Genomic DNA, 19199 nt, shown 5'->3' on the forward strand with positions numbered 1-19199 from the left:
TCGTAAAAAAATAACGACACCACACAGAGAATGGAGAAGACACATGAATGCTGACCTCCCGCTGGCGCGCGCACGCCGCCTGCCACTGAAACGCACCAGCCAGGCCGTCTCGCTGGCCCTGGCCGCCCTGGCCGCCGGCAACGCCGCGCTGGCGCAGACGTCACAGCCGCAGAGCCAGACGCCGGTGGCGCAGACGGCGCCGGACGACAACGCCATGCCCGTCACGCGCGTGGAAGTGGTGGCCACGCGCGCCTCGCAGCAGTCCGGCATCGAGCGCAAGAAGAACGCGGCCACCGCGATGGATTCCATCGTGGCCGAGGACGTGGGCTCGCTGCCGGACCGGAACGTGGGCGAGGCCATCTCGCGCATGGCCGGCATCGTGCTGGACCGCGGCGATTTCGGCGAAGGCGTGACCGTCTCCGTGCGCGGCAACAGCGCCGACCTGACGCGCGTGGAGCTGGACGGCCAGAGCGTCAACTCGGCCAGCGGCACCGACCAGGGCGGCACGGGCGGCGCGAACAGCCGCGGCACGGAATTCCGCCAGCTGTCCGCGGACCTGATCAAGAGCGTCGACGTCGTCAAGGGCTCGACGGCCGACATGACGGAAGGCGCCCTCGGCGGCGGCATCGTCATCAAGACCCGCACGGGCCTCGACTTCAAGAAGCCGTTCGCCTCGCTGCGCGTGGGCGGCAGCCAGAACTCGCTGGACCGCAAATGGACGCCGGACGCCAACCTGATCGTGGCGAACAAATACCTCGATGGCCGCCTGGGCCTGATGATGAACGCGTCGCACAGCACGCTGAACAACGAGGCGCACTCGATGCAGGTGTCGCAGACGGCGCAGCAGGGCTACTACCGGCTGCTGGACTTCGACAACTCGCCGGAGAAAACCTTCACGTTCCTGCCGTCGACCGTCGCCTCGAACGACCTGCTGGCGACGACGCCGCTGGTGCGCACGCCGATCGGCGGCAACAGCTTCCTGAACTCCGAGTCACCGCTGTCGCTCGTCACCAAGTCGGCCGGTGCGCAGACGAAGCAGGACTGCGCCAACCTGTTCCCGAATTTCACCGATGCGCAGCTGGCGCAGATCCCCACCGCCAGCCGTGGCGCCGCGCTGGCGCAGCGCGGCAACGAGCTGATGACCTGCCTGGGCCAGTGGAACGACTACACGCCATCGAACGTGCGCTACTTCATGAAGAAGGAGCACGAGCAGAAGGACAACCTGGACCTGCGCGCCGACTTCAAGGTGAACAGCAAGCTGACCGTGTACGCCAAGGGCAGCTTCAACCGCCGCGTCAACCGCATCGAGCAGATGACCTACCAGCTGGGCCTCGTGAAGAACCCGAACCAGCTGCCCAATCCTCTCATCACGCCCGGCTACACGGGCACCGTGTCGAGCGACACGAGCGGCGTGCGCCAGGCCGTACCGGGTTCCGGCTTCTACACCTACAGCAATCCCTACACGTATTCGACCCGGTCGAACAACTACCCCATCGCCGGTGCCGTGACGAACGTCGATCCCGCCTCGGTGCGCGTGGACGACAGCCACCACCTGACGCAGTTCACCGTGTCCGATGGCCAGGCCATCCCGGACCAGACGCTGGAATTCGCCCGCACGATCACGCGCTACCTGCAGTCGGGCGGCACCTACAAGGACGGCGGCCTGACGGCGGAATTCTTCGTGGCCGATGCCCAGTCGGATTTCCGCCGCGTGCAGCAGCGCATGAGCTACACGCTGAACACGGGACCGACCACGTTCTCGCTGGACCCGAGCGGCCTGTGGGGCTTCACCTTCCCGTCCGGCGTCAACCAGGCCGATCCCGCCGGCTATGCGGCGCTGTTCCCCCGCACCGTGGGCGGCGCCGCGCTGGGCAACACGAACACCGTGTTCCGCCCCAACTACACGGCGGCCCAGCAGCCGCTGCGCACCACGGCCACCGGCATCCTGTGGCTGCCGCAGATCCGCGAAACGGGCGAGCGCACGGCCAAGCTGGACGTCACGTACAACACGCCGGACAGCATTCCCTTCTTAAAGCGCATCAAGTCCGGCTTCAGCCTGCGCGACAGCTTCAGCAACTCGTGGGAAGGCGGCGCCGGCGACCGCATGGTGAAGGCGCCGGTCGGCACCTACGGCCAGGCCGGCTACGTGCCCGGCGTGTACCTGCCGCAGGCGCGGCTGGACAACCGCATCGAGGGCTGCCAGAACACGGCCGGCTCGCTGGCGCCCGGCGGCGACGCCTGCAGGTACGGCTTCACGCCGTCGTCCGACCCGCGCAGCGGCCGTGACAACAACCTGGTGCTCACGCCGCAGGACTTCCAGAATTTCATCGCCCAGACCCTCACGAAGCCGGCCACCGGCACCTCGTACTTCAACGGCGCCAGCGGCCGCCCCGGCATCCTGCCGCAGAACTGGATGGGCATCGATATCGCCAAGGCGGTGGAGCTGGCCGGTTTCACGGGCCGCAACTGGGACTGCGTGAAGACATGCACGGCGACCGATGGCAATGTGTACGACCAGCCAGTGAACAAGCTGAAGGAACGCATCGACGCGTTCTACCTGATGACGGATTTCGGCCTGGACCACGTGCCGTTCACGGAGCGCGCGCTGCCGTTCGGCCTGGAACTCGACGGCAACGTGGGCGTGCGCTACGTGCGCAGCCGCGTCAGCGGCACCGGCACGATGACGTTCACGTCGTACTCGAAGACGGCCGCCTACAACCCGGAGGATCCCACCAATTCGGGCGGCTACGTACAGTCCTCGATCGTGCAGAACACGGCCGTCGATGCGCAGACGACGGACATCCTGCCCAGCCTGAACCTGGCCACCTGGCTGCGGCCGGATGAACTGGTGCTGCGCTACAGCGTGGCGAAGACGGTGGCGCGCCCGCCCATCGCCCAGCTGCTGCCGGCCAGCACCTGCGTGTACGACGAACGCTCGGCGGACCTGGACGCGGACGGCACGCAGCGCTGCAACGGCGTGATCGGCAATCCGGCCCTGAAGGCGCGCAAGAACGTCAACCACAACCTGTCGCTCGAGTACTACCCGAACCGCGACACGATGGTGAGCCTCGCCTACTTCCTCCAGAAGGGCAAGGTGGGCCAGTTCATCACGGAAGGCGTGAGCGGCGGCCAGCTGTTCGCCGGTTCCGAACTGGTCGATCCGCAGACCGGCGTGAAGCTGTCGGACCTGCCGTTCAACTACTCCACCTACGTGAACGGCCCCGTCTCCACCCGCAAGGGCCTGGAGTTCAGCACCAAGACGGCGTTCACCTTCCTGCCCGGCCTGCTGAAGAACACGGGCTTCGATGCCAACTACACGAAGGTGCGCTCGAAGAACGTGACGGCGGCGATCGTCGACCTGCTGACGGGCACGCCGCTGCCGCCGACGCGCGAATCGGAATCGCAGTACAACGTGGCGCTGTGGTATGACGATGGCCGGCTGTCGGCCCGCGTGGCGCTGCAGGGGGCGGCCAGCTGGTTCACCTGCATCTCGCCGTGCGGCCAGACGCCCCGCGAGCTGATCAACTACCCGGCCCAGGGCGCGAACGTGAACAACTCCACGCCACTGATCTATTCGCCCGGCTCGCCGAACTTCAAGGATGCCACCCGCTTCGTCGATGCGAAGCTGGGCTGGAAATGGCGGCCGGACGTGGAGTTCTTCATCGAGGGCCGCAATATCGGCAACGCCACAACGTCGAACAGCCAGGCGCAGTACGCGCCGCTCGGCAATGGCGTGCCGAACCTGCTGGACTATGCCTATGCCGGGCGGCGCATCATGCTCGGCGTGCAGTTCCGTACCTTGTAAACGGACGATTCATGCGAAAACACTGGTTTGGAAGATGGGTAGCCGTCGCGCTGTTCGCACCGGCGCTGCATGCCGGCGCGGCAGCAGTGGCGGAAGGTCGGGTCTTCGACGCCGGCACGCCGGTGCTGGAGGCGGACCTGGGGCCGCGCAGCTCGTCCGATGCGATCAGCCTCGAACTGCGGCTGCAGCCGGCGGCCGGCGCGGCGGAAGGCGCCGTCATCGTCGAGCGCATGACGCCGGGGACCCAGCACGGCGTGCGGCTGGAAATGGCGGCCGGCGGCGCGGTGCGCATGGCGGCGACCGGCGGGCGTTCCCTCGTCACCACGGCGCCGCTGCGCACGGACCGGTCCACGCACCTGCTTGCCGCGTTCGACGCGCGCGAGAAGACCGTGGCCCTGTACGTCGATGGCAAGCTCGATGCCAGCCTGCCGGTGGACCCGAAGCGCAAGATCGACATGATCGGTTCCTACACGCCGCTGCGCGTGGGGGCCGACCTGGCTGGCCAGCGGCGCTTCGCCGGCAGCATCGGCTATCTCGCCGTGTATGGCCGCGCACTCAAGGGTGATGAAGTCGCCGGCCTGGCCGCCGGTGGCACCGCGCCGGCCGGGCAGCTCGACGCGTGGCGCTTCCCGTCCGGCCGCGGCGACATCCCCTCGTCGCTGGGGCGCACGGCCCTGACGGTGCCGGCCGCCATCCGCCCTGCCGCCGGTGCGCCGGCCAATGGGTTGACGCTATGGTATCCCCGCCCCGCGCGCGAATGGCTCGAATCCCTCCCGTTCGGCAACGGCCGGCTGGGCGGCACCGTGTTCGGCGGCGTGGCGCAGGAACGCATCCAGCTCAACGAGGACACCATCTGGTCCGGCGCGCCCTACGATCCGGCCAACCCGGACGCGGCCGATGCGATGGGGCCGATCCGGCAGCTGCTGTTTGCCGGCAAGCAGAAGGAGGCGGAAGCACTGACGCTGAAATCGGCGATGGGCCGGCCCCTGCGCATGAGCAATTACCAGACGCTGGGCAGCCTGCTGCTCGATTTCCCGCACGTGCGCGGCGCCGTGAGCGGTTACCGCCGCTCGCTCGATCTGGACAGCGCCGTCGCCACCACCGTCTACCGCCACGACGGCGTGACGTACACGCGCGAAGTCTTTTCCAGCGCGCCGGACGGCGTCGTCGTGGTGCGCCTCGCCGCGGACAGGCCGCGCAGCATCTCGTTCCGCGCGTCGCTGGCCACGCCGTTCGACGATGCCGTCATCGCGGTCGACCATGGCGAGCTGACCCTGTCCGGCACGGGCAGCCCGTTCAATGGCAAGCCCGGTGCGATCCGCTACCGGTCACGCGTGAAGGTGCTGAACGAAGGCGGCAGCGTGCGGGCCGATGGCGGCGCCGTTGCCGTCGACCGGGCCGATGCCGTCACGCTGCTGGTGGCGGCGGGCACGAACTTCGTCAACTACCAGGATGTGAGCGGCGACCCGGAAGCCCGCGTGGCCCGCGACCTCTCCGGCGCCAGCGGCAAGGCGTATGCCGCGCTGCGCGACCGGCACGTGGCCGATTACCGCCAGCTGTTCCGGCGGGTGTCGCTCGACCTGGGCAGCACGCCGGCGGCGTCGCTGCCCACCGATGAACGCATCCGTACCTTCGACGGGGGCGACCTCGCACTGGCCGCGCAGTACTTCCAGTTCGGCCGCTACCTGCTGATCTCGTCCTCGCGGCCCGGCACCCAGCCGGCCAACCTGCAAGGCATCTGGAACGACGCGCTGACGGCGGCCTGGGGCGGCAAGTACACCATCAACATCAACACGCAGGAAAACTACTGGCCGGCCGAGGTCACGAACCTGGCGGAATGCGCCGAGCCGCTGTTCCAGCTGATCCGCGACATCGCCGTGACGGGGCGCCGCACCGCGTCCGTCATGTACCGCGCGCGCGGCTGGGTCACGCACCACAACACGGATATCTGGCGCGCCACCGCGCCGATCGATGCGGCCGTCGGCATGTGGCCCACCGGCGGCGCGTGGCTGACGGCCAACCTGTGGGAGCATTACCAGTTCTCCGGCGACCGCCGGTTCCTGGCCGATGCGTATCCGATCCTGAAGGGCGCCGCGGAATTCTTCCTCGATACGCTGGTCGCTGAACCCGTGCACGGCTGGCTCGTCACGGCGCCATCGATGTCGCCCGAACACGGCGGCCTGGTGGCGGGACCGACGATGGACATGTCGATCCTGCGCGACCTGTTCCGGCAGACGGCGCAGGCGGCCGAAATCCTCGGCATCGACGCGGAGTTCCGCAAGACGGTACTGGCCACGCGCGCCCGCCTCGCGCCTTATCAGGTGGGCCGCTACGGCCAGCTGCAGGAATGGCTGCAGGATATCGATGGCGAGCATGACCGGCACAAGCACAACTCGCATCTGCACGGGCTGTTCCCCGGCGCGGACATCACGCCCGATGGCGACCCTGCCGTGTACGCGGCCGCGAAGCACTCGCTGCTCGCGCGGGGCACCGGAGGCACGGGCTGGTCGCTGGCCTGGAAGGGCAACCTGTGGGCCCGCACCGGCGACGGCGACCGGGCCTACGGCATGCTGGCGACGCTGATCGGCCCGCCGAAGGACGGCAACGGCGGCACGTTCCCGAACATGTTCGATGCCCACCCGCCGCCGTTCCAGATCGACGGCAATTTCGCCGGCACCGCGGCGTTTGCCGAGATGCTGGTGCAGTCGCACCGCGGCTTCGTGGAGCTGCTGCCCGCGCTGCCGAAGGCCTGGCGCAACGGCGCGGTGAAAGGCCTGCGCGCGCGGGGCGGCTTCGAGGTCGATATCGCGTGGCGGGACGGGGCGTTGACGTCGGCCAGCGTGCGCTCGCTGGCCGGCAATCCGCTCAGGGTGCGGTACCGGGGCGAGACGCGCGAGCGGTCAATGCCGGCTGGCGAGGAATTTACCTGGCAAGCGCCGGCAACGTCACGGTAAACGTGCTGCCCTGCCCCGCGCCGGCGCTGGCCGCGCTGACCGTGCCGCCATGCAGCTGCACGAGGCTCTGTACCAGCGCCAGTCCCAGCCCCAGGCCGCCCTGCGACCGGTCCGGCGTGCGCTCGGCCTGCGTGAACAGCCCGAACACATGGGGCAGCACCTCGGGCCCGATGCCGATGCCGTTGTCGCGCACGCCGATCGTCACGCGCCCCGGCAGGACGCCGACCGACAGCGCGATGATCCCGCCCGGCGGCGTGTACTTGGCCGCATTGGCCAGCAGGTTTGCCACGATCTGCACCAGCCGCACCCGGTCGCCGCGCACGGTCGGATTCACATAGTCCGTTTCCAGATGCAGCGCGTGGCCGCGCGCGTCGACCAGCGGGCGCACCTGTTCGATCGCGCTGGCCAGCACGCCGGCAAGATCGACCTCGCCGAGATCGAGCTGCACCAGGCCGCGCGTCACGCGCGACACGTCGAGCAGGTCGTCCACCAGGCTCTTCATGTGGGCCACCTGCCGCACGATCACTTCGCTGGACTGGCGCGCGCGGTCGGGATTGAGCAGGCCCAGCGCCAGCATGTGCGCGGCGCTGGCGATCGGCGCCAGCGGGTTGCGCAGCTCGTGCGCCAGCATCGCCAGGAAGTCGTCCTTGCGGCGCGATTCCTGGCGCAGCGCCTCCTCGCCCGTCTTCTTGTCATGGATATCGGTCAGCGTGCCAAGCCAGCGCGTGGGCCGGCCGGCGCTGTCGAGGGCCGGCATGGCGCGGTTCAGCACCCAGCGGAACTGGCCGGAGCGATGGCGCAGCCGGTGCTCCAGTTCCAGCTGCGTGCCGGTGGCGATGCAGTGCCGCCAGCGCTCTTCCAGCAGCGGCAGGTCGTCGCGGTGCACCAGCGGGCGGAAATCCTCGTCGGCGCGGTGGCTGGCCGGCACCCCCGTGTACTCGTACCAGCGGTTGTTGACGTAGTCGTTCTCGCCCGCCGCGTCGGCGGCCCAGACGATCTGGGGGATGTTGTTGGCAATCAGGCGGAAGCGCGTCTCGCTGTCCTTCATCGCCCGTTCCGCCGCCACCTGCGCCGTGATCTCGATATTGGCCGCCACGCCGCCGATCGGTTCGCCCGCCTCGTTGCGGATCACGGCCGCCTGCACGAGGATCGAGCGGCGCACGCCCGGCATGCCGAACGGCTCGATCTCGGCCACGCAGCCGGCCGCCTCCTCGCCACGCAGCACGCGTGCGATCGGCCATTCGTGGGGCCCCACGCGCTTGCCCGGCTGGCCCGATTCGTCGAGCCACCAGCCCTTCCACTCCGCATATTGATCCACCGCGCCGGGCGCCGGGTGCTCGCCCCAGATGCTGCGGTTGAAGGCGTTCGCGATCAGCAGCTTGCCCGTCATGTCCACGTAGATGATGCCGACCGGCGCGGCATCGAGCAGCACGTCCAGCCGCCGCGTGCTTTCCTCGGCGCGCCGGGACGCGGCGGCCGCCATCTGCTCGCTGTCGATGCGGCGCTGCTCGGCGCACTTGCGGTCGGTGATGTCCACGGCCACGCCGGCAAAGCGGCGCCGGCCCGTGTCGACATCGCGGAACACCTTGCCACGCGCATTCACCCAGGCGTCGCGCCCGGTGCGCTGCGGGATGCGGTACTCGACGTCGTACAGGGTTTCGGTGGCGATCGCATGATCGATCGCCGCGAGGATCGCGCCCCGGTCGTCCGGATGGATCATGCCGGTGAAGCGCGCCAGCTCGGTGCCGCTGCGGGCCAGCGCGGCATCGACCTGGAACAGGCGCGCGAAGCGTTCATCGACGTGGGTGGCGCCCGTCTCCAGGTCATACGACCAGGTGCCGATATTGCCGGAGGCTTCCAGCGACAGGGCCAGCCGTTCCTCGGCCTCCTTGTGGCGCGCCAGCGCCAGCACCTTGTCGGTCACTTCGATGACGGTGCACAGCAGCCCTTTCACGCCCGCGTGTTCGGCATCGTGCAGGGGACTGAAGGAGAACGTGAAGTAGGCCCGGTCGGGCTGGCCGTGGCGGTCCAGCGTGGTGGCGTAGTTTTCGAAGAAGAACGATTCGCCCTGCATCACCTTGTCCACGTAGGGTGCCAGGTCGCTCCACACTTCGTCCCACACCTCGGCATACGGCCGGCCCAGCGGCAGGCCGGCCTTGCGGCCCAGCATCGGCAGGTAGGCATCGTTGTGGAACAGGTGGTGGCCGGGGCCCCATGTCATGAAGGTGGGGAAGGCCGAACCGAGCACGATGCCGAGCGTGGTGCGCAGCGCCGCCGGCCAGCCTTCGACGGGACCGAGCGGGTGGGAAGACCAGTCCTGTGCGCGGAGACGGGCACCGGTGGCCCCGCCGTTGCGGGAGAAGGCGAAAAGCGCGTGCGGGTCGTTCACCGGTGGCCTGGATCAGGTTTGAAAACCCGATTTTACTGAATCTGCGGGTTTCGCGGGAGAAAGTTGCGGCTTTATAGCCGCCCAGGCAGTCACGGCGGCGGCAACAGCCATGCCGCCCCGGCCCCCGCCCCGGTCCGCCGTCCTACAACTTGCCGGCCACCGTGAAGCGCGCCCGCACGTGCCGCGGCTGCTCGATTTCGTCGACGATCGCCACCGCCAGGTCGGCCACCGAGATGCCGGCCGGCGCATCGCCGTTCATCAGCAGATCCTCGCCGCCGACGCGATACGCGCCGCTGCGTTCGCCCGGCGCCAGCATGGCCGGCGGGCTGAGGAAGGTCCAGTCCAGCTGCGTGTTGGTGCGCAGCGTGGCCAGTGCATCGCGGGCGGCGCGGGCACCGGGCGCGATGTTCGGCGGCACGTGGTCGAGGAACTGCGGCGTGTCGACCAGCTGCACGCCCGGCGCCACGAACAGGCTGCCGGCACCGCCGACCACCAGCAGGCGCCGCACGCCGCCGGCGGCCACGCCGGCCTCGATGGCGGTGCTGCCGGCGATGAACTTGTCATACAGGTCCGGCTCGTTCCAGCCCGGGTTGAAGGCGGAGATGACGGCATCGTGGCCGCGCACGGCGCTGGCGACGGCCTGCGCATCGTAGGCATCGACAGCGACGGGCGTGACGCCATCGCGCTGCTGCAAACCGGGCTGCTGCAAATCGGGCTGCTGCAAACCGGGCCTGCGGGACAGCGCCGTCACGCGGTGGCCCCGCTGCAGCAGTTCGGCGAGGACGGCCTTGCCGACGAAACCGGTGGCGCCGATCAGTGCGATGTTCATGGTGACTCCCTTGTTGTGATGAAAGAGACACGATAACCGTTTCGGACCGCACGCATAAGCGGGCTAGAATCGCCAATACCTTGAAGTGTCACTAACAGATCAGGAGAGACCATGCAGGATTACCGCCCCTATGCCGTGCTGGCCGAAACCGTGCTGGCCGGTTCGATGAGTGCCGCCGCGCGGCGCCTGGGCATGACGCCGTCGGCCGTGAGCCAGACCATCCGCGCGCTGGAACGGCAAACGGGCGTGACCCTCCTCCACCGTTCGACCCGCAAGCTGGCGCTGACCGAAGCGGGCGCGCGCTGCCTGCCGCACTGCCTGCGGCTGCTGGAGGCGGCCAACGCGGCCGCGGCATCGCTGGTGGTGGCGCGCGATGCGCCGGCTGGCGAGCTGCGCATCGCCGCGCCGGTGGGCTTTGCCGGCCACCTGGCTCAGGCGCTGGCGCCCGTGCTGGCGCAGTGGCCGGGGCTGAACCTGCGGCTGCTGTTCGACGATGCGCTGATCGACCTGATCGACGCGCGCATCGACATCGCCATCCGCGTGGGCCGCCTGGCCGATTCGACCTGGGTGGCACGGCCGCTGACGGCGCTGGAGATCATCCTGTGCGCCGCCCCGGATTACCTGCGGCGCTTCGGCATGCCCGCGGCGCCCGCCGACCTGGCGGCGCATCACTGGATCGCGTCGGTGCGCGATGTCGGCGACGGGGCAACCACGCTGCCTCTCCCGCTGCAGCATGGCTCGGGCGAACGCGCCCACGTCGACGTTCCCGTGCGGATCGCCAGCAACAACCACCTCGCCCTGCAGCAGATGTGCGAAGGCGGTGCCGGCATCGCCAGGCTGGCGGACATCGACGTGCACCCCGCCCTCGAAGCCGGGCGGCTGGTGCGCCTGCTGCCGGACTGGCGCTTCGTGCCGCTGCCGGTCGCGCTGCTCACGCCGCGCCGCGACGGCGAGCCGGCCAAGGTGCGCGTGGCCGCCGCGGCGCTGCAGGACTATTTTGCCGGGATTGCCGGCCGCGGCGGAGTGTAGCTTTTCCGCCCGTTCGTGGCCACGCAGTGTCAATTAACGCCGACTTAACCGCCAATTAACGTACGCGTCACTTGCATTGCCGTATCCTGCCTTGGCAACGTGCGCCCGCACGATTGCGGCAGCGCGCCTGCGCCAACGATACGCGCAACGATCACGACAGGACGACATGATTCCCTCCGCAGTACTCACGACCGGCCAGCCCCCTGCTGCCACGCGCCGCCCTGCGCTCTGCGCCCCCTGGGCCGGTCCCTACCTGAACCTGCTGTACCTCCTGGGCACCGGCCTCGTGCTGCTGTCGCTGTCCCGCCTGGCGCTGGTCGCGTGGCAGCACGAGCGCGTGCTGGCCGCCGGCATCACGGGCGCCGTGTTCGTGCAGGGCGTGCGGGCCGACCTGATCCTGCTTGGCTACTTCCTGATCATTCCGCTGGCACTGGCACCGATGCTGCTCTGGCACCGCACATCCCGGCTGTGGGTGCGCGGCACCGGCTGGTGGTCGGTCGCGGCGCTGCTGTTCATCGGTTTCATGGAACTGGCCTCGCCGCAGTTCATCCTGCAGTACGACGTGCGGCCGAACCGGCTGTTCGTGGAATACCTGTCCTACCCGGCCGAGGTGTTCGGCACGCTGTGGAACGGCTACCGCTTCGCGCTGCTCGTCACGATCGCCTGTTCGATCGCGCTGGCCGTCCTGCTGCACCGCTTCTTCCGCAATGCCACGCAGGACGTGCGCCCGTGGCCGGCGAAAAAGCTGCTGCTGACCTGGCCCGTGCTGCTGTTCCTGGTGGCGCTGCAGATCCGCTCCACCACGGACCACCGCCCCGCCAATCCGGCCCTGTTCGCACTGAGCGGCGATGCGATGGTCAATTCGCTGATCATCAACTCCGCCTGGTCCGTGCTCGATGCGATCAGCTCGATGCGCAAGGAGGCCAACTCCTCCGAGATCTACGGCAAGTTCCCGCGCGCGAAGGTGCTGCCCGAAGTGAAGGCGGCGGCCTGGCTGCAGGGCTACCAGTTCCCGTCGCAGGAACTGCCCACCCTGCACCACCAGCAGGCCGTGGTCACGCGCGAGCGTCCGCTGAACCTGGTGATCGTGCTGGAAGAAAGCCTGGGCGCCACCTTCGTCAAGTCGCTGGGCGGCCTGCCGGTCACGCCGGAGCTGGAAAAGCTCAAGGGCGAAGGCTGGTGGTTCGACAACCTGTACGCGACGGGCACGCGCTCGGTGCGCGGCATCGAGGCCGTGGTGGCCGGCTATGCGCCCACGCCCGCGCGCAGCGTGGTGAAGCTGTCGCTGGCGCAGCAGAATTTCTACACGCTGGCCGCGGGTCTGGGCAGGCAGGGCTACCAGACCGAGTTCGTGTACGGCGGCGAAGCGCACTTCGACAATATGCGCAGCTTCTTCACGGGGAACGGCTTCCAGAACGTGGTCGACCGCAGCAAGATGCAGCCGAAGTTCGAGGGCAGCTGGGGCGCTTCCGACGAAGACCTGTTCGATACGGCGCTGGTGCGGCTCAAGCACCTGCACGCGCAGAACAAGCCGTTCTTCAGCCTCGTGTTCACCTCGTCGAACCACGAACCGTTCGAATTCCCGGACGGGAAAATCGCCCTGCATGATCCCGCCAAGCAGACGGTGAACAACGCCGTCAAGTACGCCGATTTTGCGCTCGGCAAATTCATCCGCGAAGCCAAACAGCAGGACTACTGGAAGGACACCGTGTTCCTGATCGTGGCCGACCACGACAACCGCGTGTACGGCGACTCGCTCGTGCCGATCAACAAATTCCACATCCCCGGCCTGATCCTGGGTGCCGACATCGCACCGAAGCGCATCGCCACCATCGCCAGCCAGATCGACCTGGCGCCCACGCTGCTGTCGCTGATGGGCGTCTCCAGCACGCACCCGATGATCGGCCGCGACCTGGCGCGCGACAGTACGTCACCGGGCCGCGCCCTCCTCCAGTTCGACAATTACTTCGCCTGGCTCGATGACAGTGGCGCCACGATCCTGCGTCCCGGCCAGCCGGCCGTGGCCGGCCGCTACGATGCCGCCGACGGCACCCTGGACCTGCTCGATTCCCCGCCCGCGCCGGCCAGCGTGGATCGCGCCATGGCGCACGTGATCCTCCCATCGCTGCTGTACCGCGAGCAGCGCTATCAGCAAAGCAGATAAGCGCAGGCCGGCCCAGGCTGGCCTGTTCTTCAAGCTTGCCGATTCAACCAGATAGTTGCCGGTTCGGCCACGTTGTGTGGGTTTATTGCATCCGCATGCATACCCTGCGCACGATTGAAGCAATTTAATTTGCCGTATTGCAACTCGGCCAGTATAGTGGCATTCCGTCCCCTTTCCAGAACATCGCCAGCCGCCTGGCGCCCCAACCATGAAGCTCAACCGCATCGGCATCATCCTGATCGCCTGCGCCCTTGCCGTCATCACGCTCGTCGTCACGCTGCTGATCGCGCGGCAGCAGGACAGCAAGGCCACGCAGGTGCGCATCAAGGGCGTGGGCCTCGTCAAGTCGCTGAGCGGCATTCCCGTGCCCGCACTGCAGGATGGCGGCAAGACGGCCGGCCTGCTCAATGCCCTGCTGGCCTACCATGACGATGGCGATTTCGCCTATGCGACCATCACGGGCGCCGATGGCCACGCACTGGCCGAAGTGGCCGGCCGCGGCGTGATCCCGTCGTCCCTCGCACTGCCACCCGGCGCCGCCACCGCCCCCGGCGAACGCCAGCTGCCGGGCGCCGGCGGCATGCCGCCGCTGCGCGAGTTCTATGGTCCGCTGGCCGACCGCAGCGCCGGCACCGCCTTCGTGCGCGTGGGCTTCTACCAGCCGCGCTACGCCGTGCTGGCCCGCGACGTGTCCTTTCTGGCCCTGCTGGCGCTGGCGATGTTCCTCGTCGTGCCGGTCCTGTATATCGTCATCAAGCGCGAAATGGCACCGCTGGCCGCGCTGCACACGCAGCTGCGCCAGCTGGCCGCGCCGGGCGACACGCCGGCCATGCGCGAAGCGGGCGACATGCGCGACCTGGTCGGCGGCATGCAGTCCTACCTGGCGCAGGCCGGCGACCGCATCGCCCAGCTGGAAGTGGGCGCGCGCAATACCACGGCGGACAACCGCCTGCTCCAATATGGCAGCAAGAAGCTGAACGCCGCGCTGCAGTCGCTGCCGGACGGCCTGCTGATGCTGGACCCGGGCGGCAACGTGACCTTCGCTTCCGGCAAGGTGGAGCCGCTGCTGGGCGTGCCGATGGAAACGCTGCTGAACCAGCCGACGGACAACTGGTGCCGCGACACGGCGCTGCGCGGCCTGCTGGCCCGCTACAGCGGCGATGCGCGCGACAGCGGCCGCCCGCACACGATCGAATTCGCGCCGGTCAACGTGGATGGCCGCCAGCTGTGCGCCACCGCCCAGCCCCTCAGCGGCGGCCAGGGCGCCATGTCCTTCGGTACCCTGGTGGTGCTGCGCGACGTGACCCGCGAACACCTGTCGCGCCAGGCCGGCAACGACTTCGTGGCCCACGTGTCGCACGAACTGAAGTCGCCGCTGAACGTGATCGCCATGTATGCCGAAACGCTGGCCGACAGCGACGACGAAAGCCTGCGCGTGGAATCGCTGAACGTGATCCAGGACGAGATCGAGCGCATGAACGCGCTGGTGGGCAACCTGCTGAACGTGTCGAAGCTCGATACGGGCAGCATGAGCCCGGAACGCAACCGCGTGCGGCTGGACGACATGCTGCGCGACGCCTACGACCAGGCCCTGCCCCGCGCCGAAGGCAAGCAGCTGCGCATCGACCTGGACCTGCCGCGCGACCTGGATGCCGTCACCATCGACAAGGACCTGTTCCGCATCGCGCTGAACAACCTGCTGACCAACGCCATCAAGTACAACCGTACCGGCGGCACGGTCACGCTGGCCGCGCGCAACGAGGGCCACGAGATCGTCATCAGCGTGCGCGACACCGGCATCGGCATCGCCGCCGGCGACCGCGAACGCATCTTCGAGAAGTTCTACCGCGTCAGCGAAAGCGGTGCACCGGTGGCACGCGGCGGCCACGGCCTGGGCCTGTACCTGGCCGCGCAGATCGTCGAGCTGCACCACGGCCGCATCGTGCTCGACAGCGAACCCGGTGTCGGCAGCACCTTCTCCATCCACCTGAAGAGCGCGCCCGCCCTGGCCGGCGCCGCCGTCCTATGAGCCAACGTCACATCCTTCTCGTCGACGACGAACCGCACGTGCTGCGCGTGCTGCGCCTGGCGCTGGAGCGCGAGGGCTACAGCGTCACCACCGCCAGCGACGGCCATGCCGCCCTCGCCTGCATGGCCGAACGCCTGCCCGATGTACTGATCAGCGACATCCAGATGGACGGCATGACGGGCCGCGAACTGTGCCCGGCCGCGCGCCGCACCTATCCGGACCACCCGTTCCTGATCCTCGTGATGACGTCGATGACGGCGCTCGACGAGCGCAACTGGGCGCGCGAGCTGCCCAATACCGAATTCCTTGAAAAACCTCTCAGTCCGCGCCAGCTGGTGGCGCGGCTGTCCCGTCATTTTGCCGCCCTTGCCCTGGCCCCCGCGCCAGCGCCTGCGGACCAGCCGGAGCCTCGCCATGTCGCCTAACCCCCTCGTCAACCTGGAATTTTCCCGCCATGCCCGCTGGCTGCAGCGCATCACCGGCATGGACTACGCATTCGCCGTCTGCGACGCCGCCGGCGCGCCCTGCTGGAGCGCACCCGGCCATGAGGCGCTGGGCGGCTGGCTCGCCGGCCTGAACACATCGGGCTTCGCGTGGACGGCGGATGGCGAAGGCCTGCAGCGTCATGACGCGGCCGATGCGATCCTGCTGTACATGCCGGTGATGGCCAAGGGCCAGCGCATCGGCTGGCTGGCCGTGCAGGTGCCGCAGGAAGCGTCGACCTCCGCCACGCTGGCCTGGGATGCGCTGGCCGAGGCGCTGGAAGACGTGGCCGCCGCGATCGGCGAAGAGTGCCGCACGCAGGGCGAACTCAATGCCATGGCCGACGAACTGTCGGACCGCTACGAAGAGCTGCACCTGGTGTATGCGATCGACCGCCAGGTGCAGGACATGACGAGCGGCGAGGACATCTTCGGCAACCTGCTGGAGAGCTGGGCCGAGCACATGAACGCCGATGTCGCCGCCTTCATCAAGCCGGGCGATAACCTGTGCGTGTCGGCCACCAACCTCTCCGCGCCGATCCACAATCTGGACCTAGTGCTGGTCGAGATGCGCGGCGACCTGTATCGCTTCTCCCATTCCTCGCGCCAGCCGATCGTGATGAACGAGCCGGACGACCCGCGCCGCGCCTACATCTTCACGGACATGCCGTTCAAGATCCTGTGCTGCCCGGTGTTCCAGGACAAGGCCGTGGTCGCGATCCTGGTGCTGCTGAACCACGCAAACAAGGAGGATTTCTCCAACAGCGACCGCAAGCTGGGCGAGGTGCTGGCCAATCACCTGTCCAGCCTGTCGCGCATGCACAGCATGCTGGCCGAGACCAGCAAGTTCAACGAGCAGATGGCTGCCGCGCTGATCGAGGCGGTGGAAGCGAAGGACCCCTACACCCGCGGCCACTCGGAACGCGTGCACCATATCTCGATGGAGATCGGCCGCGCGCTGCGCCTGCCGCCGCGCGAGCTGGACAACCTGTTCTGGGGCTCGCTGCTGCATGACGTGGGCAAGATCGGCATTCCCGATGCGGTGCTGTGCAAGCCGGGCCGCCTGACGCGCGACGAGTTCACCTTCATCATGGTGCACCCGGAGCGCAGCTACGAGATCCTGCGCCACATCGACCGCCTGAAAGGGGCCGTGCCGGGCGCGCGCCACCACCAGGAGAAATACGATGGCACGGGCTACCCGCACGGCCTGGAGGGCAACGACATTCCGTACAACGCGCGCATCATCGCGGTGGCGGACACGTACGATTCCATCACCAGCTCGCGCGCCTACCGCGCCGGCCGCAGCCATGAGGTGGCGATGGCGGAAATCGCCCGCGTGGCCGGCACGCAGCTCGATCCGGGCGTGATCACCGCGTTCGAACAGGTGTGCCGCCTGGAACCCGACTGGATCGCCGCCTTCGGCATCCAGCGCGATGCCATGCCACTGCGGGTGGTGGAGAGCGCCGCCGCATGACCATGGACGCCGCCGGCGGGGACACGATCACCCGCAGCCGCATCGGCGCGATGACGTATCTCGCGCCGGTCACGTCGCTCGTCGCCGACGAAGCCGTGCAGGCCCTGCAGGCGGCGCTGAACGAATGCATCGGCCAGCACCAGGTGGCGATCGTCGTCGACCTGGGCAAGGTACAGCTGCTGTCCGGCCGTGCGCTGGGCATGATGGTGGACATGGCCGAACGCCTGGCAGGCCTGGGCGGCTGGCTGAAGCTGGCGTATCCGAACCCGCTGGTGCAGGAGATCCTGACCGTCACCGGGCTGCTGGACGAACTGCCGCTGTTCGATGCGCGCGGGCCGGTGCGGCGCGTGCGCGAGCCGGGCAGCAAGCTGGGCGACATCCTCGTCGAGCGGGGTGCCGCCAGCGCCGAACGGGTGGCCGAGGCGGCACGCCTGCAGGAACAGACGGGCAAGCGCATGGGCGTGATCCTCGTCGAGCGCAAATGGATCACGGAAGCGGCCCTGTACCAGGCGCTGGCCGACCAGCTGAACCTGCCGTACGCGCACCTGCGCACCGGCCTGTACGACCCGGCCGCGCTGGCCGTGCTGGAAAAGGACGTGGCGCGGCGCCTGAACGTGCTGCCCCTGTTCCAGGTGCGCGACACCCTGACGGTGGCCAGCGCCGAGCCGCAGGCGATCCACAACATCGACGAGATCCGCACCCGCACGGGCTGCCGCATCCGCATGGTCGTGGCGCCGCCGGCTGACATCCGCAAGCTGGCCGACGAAGCGTACGGCGGCGCCATGCCGGACTTCGTGCACACGGAAGTGAGCGACCTGGAACTGATCGAGTCGACCATCCCGGACGACTACACGCAGATCGACGAGATGGCAGGCGCCAGCCCCGTCATCAACATGGTCAACGCGGTGATCCAGCGCGCGATCCGCGACAGCGCCAGCGACATCCACATCGAGATCTCGCGCAACCGCGCCCGCATCCGCCTGCGCATCGACGGCATCCTGTACGAGGTGATGTCGCCGAAGGTGGACCAGCATCCCGCCATCGTGTCGCGCCTGAAGGTGATGGCCAATCTCGATATCGCCGAACGCCGCCTGCCGCAGGATGGCCGCATCCAGGTCGCCACGCAGGGCCGTACGGTCGACCTGCGCTTCTCCTCGCTGCCGGGCATCTACGGCGAGAAGGTGGTGCTGCGCGTGCTCGACAAGAACCAGTCGATCCTGGACGTGGACAAGCTGGGCATGAACGACGGCGCCGTGACGGCCTTCAAGCGCCTGCTGGGCCGCAGCCACGGCCTGATCCTCGTGACCGGGCCGACCGGCAGCGGCAAGACCACCAGCCTGTATGCGGCGATCAGCCACCTGAAAAGCATCGAGAAGAACATCGTCACGATCGAGGATCCGGTCGAGTACCAGCTGGACATCATCAACCAGAACCAGGTCAATGATGCGATCGGGCTGACGTTCCCGAAGATCCTGAAGCACGTGCTGCGGCAGGACCCGGACATCATCATGATCGGCGAGATCCGCGACCGCCAGACGGCGGAAATCGCCGTGCAGGCCGCGCTGACCGGTCACCTGGTGCTGACCACGCTGCACACCAACGACACCCTCGGCGCCGTCTCGCGCCTGGTGGAGATGGGCGTGGAGCCCTACCTGCTGTCGTCCGCGCTGATCGGCGTGATGGCGCAGCGGCTGGTGCGGCGCGTCTGCCAGGGCTGCCGCACCAGCTACCTGGCCACGCCGGAAGCGGCGCTCGCCTACCGATACAAGGGCAAGGGCGACCTGCGCCTGGTGCGCGGCCGCGGCTGCCCGGCCTGCTACGACTCCGGCTACAAGGGCCGCATGGGCATCTACGAGCTGCTGGAAGTGGGCCATGACCTGCAGCGCATGATCGTGGCGAATGCCAGCAAGGACCAGTTGCAGGCGCACGTGGCCTCCACCGGCCACCACGACCTGTACACGGACGGCATGGCGCGCGCCTTCGACGGCCACACCACGCCGGAAGAAATCGCCCGCGTGGTCCACTCGCTGTAACTCGATTACGT

The 19199-nt window shown here is 68.4% G+C and carries 10 protein-coding genes; 8 read left to right on the forward strand and 2 right to left on the reverse strand.

The window, feature by feature from the left end:
• Positions 1–43 precede the first annotated feature (43 nt).
• Together IP91_RS04135 and IP91_RS04140 are read left to right on the forward strand one after the other, a co-directional pair.
• Positions 44–3805 carry a TonB-dependent receptor gene (locus IP91_RS04135; RefSeq protein ID WP_145647479.1) on the forward strand — a complete coding sequence of 1254 codons (3762 nt, stop codon included), beginning with the start codon at positions 44–46 and terminating at the stop codon, positions 3803–3805.
• Between the two features lie 11 nt (positions 3806–3816).
• Positions 3817–6759 (forward strand): glycosyl hydrolase family 95 catalytic domain-containing protein, encoded by a 2943-nt coding sequence (locus tag IP91_RS04140; RefSeq protein WP_145647480.1) that lies wholly within the window; start codon positions 3817–3819, stop codon positions 6757–6759.
• Here IP91_RS04140 and IP91_RS04145 read toward each other — a convergent pair.
• Entirely contained in the window at positions 6728–9148 is a 2421-nt protein-coding gene (locus IP91_RS04145) for a PAS domain-containing protein (RefSeq protein ID WP_145647481.1), read from the reverse strand. The two genes, IP91_RS04140 and IP91_RS04145, sit on opposite strands and share 32 nt — an antisense overlap.
• A gap of 142 nt (positions 9149–9290) precedes the next feature.
• Positions 9291–9977, reverse strand: coding sequence for an NAD(P)-dependent oxidoreductase (locus tag IP91_RS04150; protein WP_145647482.1), 687 nt, complete (start codon positions 9975–9977; stop codon positions 9291–9293).
• Between the two features lie 111 nt (positions 9978–10088).
• Between IP91_RS04150 and IP91_RS04155 the strand changes: the two genes are divergently transcribed.
• The 6 genes from IP91_RS04155 to IP91_RS04180 all read left to right on the forward strand — a co-directional run bounded on the left by IP91_RS04155 (position 10089) and on the right by IP91_RS04180 (position 19188).
• Positions 10089–11006 (forward strand): LysR family transcriptional regulator, encoded by a 918-nt coding sequence (locus IP91_RS04155; RefSeq protein WP_145647483.1) that lies wholly within the window; start codon positions 10089–10091, stop codon positions 11004–11006.
• A gap of 166 nt (positions 11007–11172) precedes the next feature.
• The gene (locus IP91_RS04160; protein WP_145647484.1) at positions 11173–13170 is read left to right on the forward strand and encodes an LTA synthase family protein; all 1998 of its coding nucleotides are present in this window, start codon (positions 11173–11175) and stop codon (positions 13168–13170) included.
• 208 nt (positions 13171–13378) lie between these two features.
• The gene (locus tag IP91_RS04165) at positions 13379–15199 is read left to right on the forward strand and encodes a PAS domain-containing sensor histidine kinase (RefSeq protein WP_145647485.1); all 1821 of its coding nucleotides are present in this window, start codon (positions 13379–13381) and stop codon (positions 15197–15199) included.
• Entirely contained in the window at positions 15196–15624 is a 429-nt protein-coding gene (locus IP91_RS04170) for a response regulator (RefSeq protein ID WP_145647486.1), read from the forward strand. The genes IP91_RS04165 and IP91_RS04170 overlap by 4 nt, the downstream gene beginning before the upstream one ends.
• Positions 15614–17155 carry an HD-GYP domain-containing protein gene (locus IP91_RS04175; RefSeq protein WP_145647487.1) on the forward strand — a complete coding sequence of 514 codons (1542 nt, stop codon included), beginning with the start codon at positions 15614–15616 and terminating at the stop codon, positions 17153–17155. Before IP91_RS04170 ends, IP91_RS04175 begins: the two co-directional genes overlap by 11 nt.
• Positions 17152–19188, forward strand: coding sequence for an ATPase, T2SS/T4P/T4SS family (locus IP91_RS04180; protein ID WP_145647488.1), 2037 nt, complete (start codon positions 17152–17154; stop codon positions 19186–19188). The genes IP91_RS04175 and IP91_RS04180 overlap by 4 nt, the downstream gene beginning before the upstream one ends.
• The last annotated feature ends 11 nt before the right edge of the window (positions 19189–19199 follow it).

The organism is Pseudoduganella lurida (assembly GCF_007830455.1).
In the GTDB taxonomy this organism is placed as follows: domain Bacteria; phylum Pseudomonadota; class Gammaproteobacteria; order Burkholderiales; family Burkholderiaceae_D; genus Rugamonas; species Rugamonas lurida.